Origin of the sequence: Pseudonocardia sulfidoxydans NBRC 16205, from assembly GCF_007989085.1 — a bacterium.
In the GTDB taxonomy this organism is placed as follows: Bacteria; Actinomycetota; Actinomycetes; order Mycobacteriales; family Pseudonocardiaceae; genus Pseudonocardia; species Pseudonocardia sulfidoxydans.
In genome coordinates this window covers 1-4,135 of record NZ_BJVJ01000152.1, presented here as the reverse complement: position 1 = coordinate 4,135, position 4,135 = coordinate 1, and the positions used below count along the sequence as shown (strand labels likewise).

Below are 4,135 nucleotides of genomic sequence, written 5' to 3'. Positions count from 1 at the left end.
TGTCGTGAGTGCTCGTGGGACGCGCTGATCACACGGTCGCGAGTGGGGTGGCCGGTGAACGTGTCGTGAGGACGTTTGGCTGCGGAGGTTTCGTCCGACACCGCTCATTGGCGAGTTCTGACACCGCCGGGGCACGTGTCGGTGCCGCGGATGTTGGTTTGCGTCGACACCGCTCCCGCGCCCGACAGGTGTCAGGTTGTCCGCTGCCTTGTGGCTTGGGCCAGACGGTAGGAGTCGGTGCCGGTCAAGTCGTCGATCACCACTCGGTACGCGTCAAGCCGTGAGCCGCGTTTGGGCGGTCGCTTTCTCTCCTTCGGCCATGCAGATTCCAGCGCCGCTGTCACGGTTCAGAAGCCGACGCCGTGGTTGCGCTGCAGCGCGCGGTTGGACATCCCAGATCGGGCATCCCGTCGGATCGCCGCGTACAGGTCGACCCGGGAACGCGGCTGCGTCTTCGCTGGCACTCCTGACGTGAGCACGCCGTGGGCATGACTTTCGGCACCGGGCCACCGCCCGGGAACGGTGACCGCATGCGACCACAGCCCGGAATCACTGGCCCTACCGAGGTGCCTGGTCATGTGCTGCGCAGGGCTTCGGCGGGCGGTACTGAGTCGGCCCGGAGTGCGAGGTACGACCGACGGCGGAGCCGATGAGCAGCGAGTAGGCCAGGTCGAATCCCACCGAAGCCCAGGTCAGTACGATGGCCCGGTCTTGCATGGTGACGAAGACGTTGGTGACGAGCACGCCCAGGATCAGGCCTGTGATGCCGCCGACGACATCAACCTCGACACCACCTGTCCGCCCCGTGTCCCTGGCGCGACGAAGATCTGCTTGCGCGGTGCCCAATCGGTATTCCCGCAACACCTCGCGGGCCCCTCAGTGTTCGCTGCTGAAGAACCGTAGCAACAGCGGGCCGACGGTCTGTGGGGCGACGACGTGATCCGGCCCCTCGAGGGTCTCCCGTTGAACGTGGGGTAGTAGGTCTGCGAGCTCGTCGGCTGCGCGGTCGAACAAGTCCGAGGGCAGGCCTGCCATATATGGGGCCGTGATCGGTCCTCCGGTGGTGACCAGGACCGGTTGGGTGACCGTTGCCAGTCGATCGGCCGGCAATTGGTAGCGGTTGAGGAAGACGCTGTCGTGGACCAGCGTGGGCGCGAGGGCGACCGAATGCGCCCAATGCGCCGTCTGCTTGCCTGCCGCTTTCCTGGCCGCGATGTTGTCGTCGGAGGCGCCGGTCACGCGCATGAACAGTTCGAGAACCTCCTCGTCTCGCCCGGCGTCGAAGGCGCGTCGGGTGTCCGCGATGTACTCCTCGAATCGCGGGCGTATGTCGTCCCCGACCACGTAGGGCACCTCCCAGACGGCGATCGTGTCGATGGCTGACCCGGCCGCGGCGGCTTCCAGCGCCAGCGCGCCACCAGAGGACGCCCCGAACAGGTGTGCCGAGCCGCCCCCCTCCGCGATCAACGCATCCAGGTCCTCGATCTCCCTCTCCACGGTGTACGGCTCGGTGAAGCCGCTGGCGCCGCGTCCTCGACGGGCATAGTTGTAGACCGTGAAGTGCTCGGCGAGAGCCGGCGCCAAGGGAGCGTTCTCCACCCCCTCGTCGAGTGCTCCGCCCACCAGAATGACGGCCGGACCGCTTCCTTCCCTGTCGTAGGCAATGGTGGTGCCATCGTTTGATGTCACGCGAAAGGCCATCTCGTTCATCTCACATCTCCGTTCGAGAGGTTTGTCTCAGCGCCTGAGCAGCGTGCCGACGACGGCCTCGGTGCGCGACCACCGCGCCCTTGCGATCACGGCCGCCACGACGAGAAGGGCGAGCGGCAGCCAAGGGCTCTGCTCGAGCACGAACTGATCGGTGATGACAGCACCGGTCAGCAGTGCCGCCGACCCGAGACTGGCCAGGCCCGCCAGAGCCGGGATCAGAAGTCCAACCCCTCCCGCGGCCTCCAGCGCTCCGACCAGGTACCGGAGCCACTGGCCAGCCCCGATGTCGGCGAACATGTCCACCATGACCGGGTCGCCGGCGAGCTTCGAGACTCCGCCGCCGGCGATTATCGCCGCCGGCCCGACTTGCAGAATCCAGACCTCGATGCTGCTCGCCCGCCCGAGCGTGTGCGCACCGGTTTCCGAGTTGTTCTTGGGGATGGTGCTCATTCGGCTCCCCTTGTCGTGTCCGGGCCTGGTACCGGTGATGGCGTTGGCCGAGCGGGCCGGGTTGTCGGAACTGATGTCGACCAGGTGCTCGCGGAAGCGGCATCTACTTCTTGTTGCGGTAGAGGATCATGGTGATGGGACCGAAGACCGCGACGAGAAGTACGGACGACACGAGCACCCAACCGATTTCCCCGACGGGCACCGAGCCGTCCATCAGGCCGCGTACCACTGTCGCCAGGTGGGTGATCGGGTTGACCTCGACGACCGCCTGCAACCACCCGGGCATCGTCTTCGGGTCCACGAAGATGTTGCTCACGAACGTCAGCGGGAACATCACCATCATGCTGACCCCCGCCACCGAGTTCGGCGTGCGCAGGATCAGGCTGAGCATCGTCCACAGCCACGACAGGCAGAACGAGAACACCAGCAGCAGCACCACCGAGAGCATCACCCCGACGGCGCCACCCTCCGGTCGGAACCCTAGGACCAGTCCGAGCGTGATCACGATCGCCGACCCGATCGAGTAGCGCATCACATCGCCGAGTAGGGCGCCGACCAGCGGCGACGGTCGCCACACCGGAAGTGACCTGAACCTGTCGAACATCCCCTTCTGGATGTCGGTGTTCAGCGTAATGCCTGTGTTCATGGTGATCATGACGTTCGCCTGCACCAGGATCCCGGGCAACAGGAATTGCAGGTACTCCTGAGTCGACCCGGCGAGCGCGCCACCGAACAGGTAGGTGAACATCAGCGTGAACATGATCGGGAACATGGTCACGTCGACGAGCTGCTCCGGGACGTGTTTGATCTTCAACAAAGCGCGCCAGCCGAATGTCAACGAGGTGAGCACCGGGCCGGGGCGAGACGGCCGCTCACCGGCCAACAGCACACTGCGCAGCGCGTCCTCGGTGACGGGCGCCGACGCCTGCTCCGCGGACGTGGCAGTCATGCGGCCTCCTCCTCGGGTGTCTCCTCGGCGGCGTGTCCGGTCAGGGTGAGGAACACCTCGTCCAGGCTCGGCTGGCCGAGCGCGAACTCGGTGACGTCGATGCCGCTGCGGGACAGCTCGGCCAGGGACCGGGCGACCCGTTCGGGGTCGGAGATCCGCGCGGACAGCGCGGCCGGGTCAGCGGACGGCTCAGCCGGCACCTCGAGGACGCCGGCGAGGACCCGCTCTGCCTCGGCCCGCTGCTCGGGCGCACGTAGCCGTACGTGCAGCGAGCCGGCGCCGACCGATGCCTTGAGCTCGCCGCTCGAGCCCTCGGCGATCACCTTCCCGTGGTCGATCACCGCTATCCGGTCGGCCAACTGGTCGGCCTCGTCGAGGTACTGCGTGGTCAGCAACACGGTGGCGCCCTCGGCGACCATGCCCCTGACGATCTCCCAGACCTGGTTCCTGCTGCGCGGGTCGAGCCCGGTCGTGGGCTCGTCGAGGAAGATCAGTTCGGGGGTCACGACCAGGCTCGCCGCGATGTCGATGCGCCGGCGCATCCCGCCGGAGTACTTCTTCACCTGCCGGTCGGCCGCCTCGGCAAGACCGAACGCGTCGAGCAGGTCGGCCGCCCGCTCCCTGCCTCGGCGGCGTGAGTAGCCGAGCAGCCTGGCGAGCAGCAACAGGTTCTCCACCCCGGTGAGGTCTTCGTCGACCGACGCGAACTGTCCGGTGAGGCCCACCCTGCTCCGCACCGCCTGGGCGTCACGCACGACGTCGTAGCCGAGCACTTGCGCCTCTCCGGCGTCGGGGCGCAGGAGCGTGGCCAGCATGCGGATCGTGGTGGTCTTGCCCGCCCCGTTCGGACCGAGCACGCCGTACACGGCCCCGGCGCTCACGGCCAGGTCGACACCGGCGACCGCGTGGGTCTTGCCGAAGCTCTTCTTCAACCCTCTCGTCTCGATCGCGAGCTTTCCCATGGGTTCGATTCCTTCTCCCGGTGTTGCGAACGGATTGGTAGAGACTAGTCCAGTTTGACTACTT

At 66.9% G+C, this 4,135-nt stretch carries 5 protein-coding genes; all 5 read right to left on the bottom strand.

Features of this window, described 5'->3' with window-relative positions:
- Positions 1-558: 558 nt before the first annotated feature.
- Positions 559-864 (bottom strand): hypothetical protein, encoded by a 306-nt coding sequence (locus PSU4_RS30600; protein ID WP_147116124.1) that lies wholly within the window; start codon positions 862-864, stop codon positions 559-561.
- 12 nt (positions 865-876) lie between these two features.
- A complete protein-coding gene (locus PSU4_RS30595; RefSeq protein WP_147116122.1) occupies positions 877-1,710 on the bottom strand; it encodes an alpha/beta fold hydrolase in 834 nt (277 codons plus the stop codon).
- A gap of 27 nt (positions 1,711-1,737) precedes the next feature.
- Complete coding sequence (locus tag PSU4_RS30590) at positions 1,738-2,160, bottom strand: DoxX family protein (protein ID WP_147116120.1); 423 nt, start codon at positions 2,158-2,160, stop codon at positions 1,738-1,740.
- Positions 2,161-2,263: 103 nt separating this feature from the next.
- Positions 2,264-3,109 carry an ABC transporter permease gene (locus tag PSU4_RS30585; RefSeq protein WP_147116119.1) on the bottom strand — a complete coding sequence of 282 codons (846 nt, stop codon included), beginning with the start codon at positions 3,107-3,109 and terminating at the stop codon, positions 2,264-2,266.
- On the bottom strand, positions 3,106-4,071 hold the full coding sequence (locus PSU4_RS30580; RefSeq protein WP_147116117.1) for an ATP-binding cassette domain-containing protein: 966 nt from the start codon (positions 4,069-4,071) through the stop codon (positions 3,106-3,108). The genes PSU4_RS30585 and PSU4_RS30580 overlap by 4 nt, the downstream gene beginning before the upstream one ends.
- Positions 4,072-4,135 lie beyond the last annotated feature (64 nt).

Bases quoted from the DNA above. Each gene is read 5' to 3' on its own strand.
- PSU4_RS30595 (WP_147116122.1), bottom strand. From the start codon at position 1,710: ATGAACGAGATGGCCTTTCGCGTGACATCAAACGATGGCACCACCATT.
- PSU4_RS30590 (WP_147116120.1), bottom strand. From the start codon at position 2,160: ATGAGCACCATCCCCAAGAACAACTCGGAAACCGGTGCGCACACGCTC.
- PSU4_RS30585 (WP_147116119.1), bottom strand. From the start codon at position 3,109: ATGACTGCCACGTCCGCGGAGCAGGCGTCGGCGCCCGTCACCGAGGAC.
- PSU4_RS30580 (WP_147116117.1), bottom strand. From the start codon at position 4,071: ATGGGAAAGCTCGCGATCGAGACGAGAGGGTTGAAGAAGAGCTTCGGC.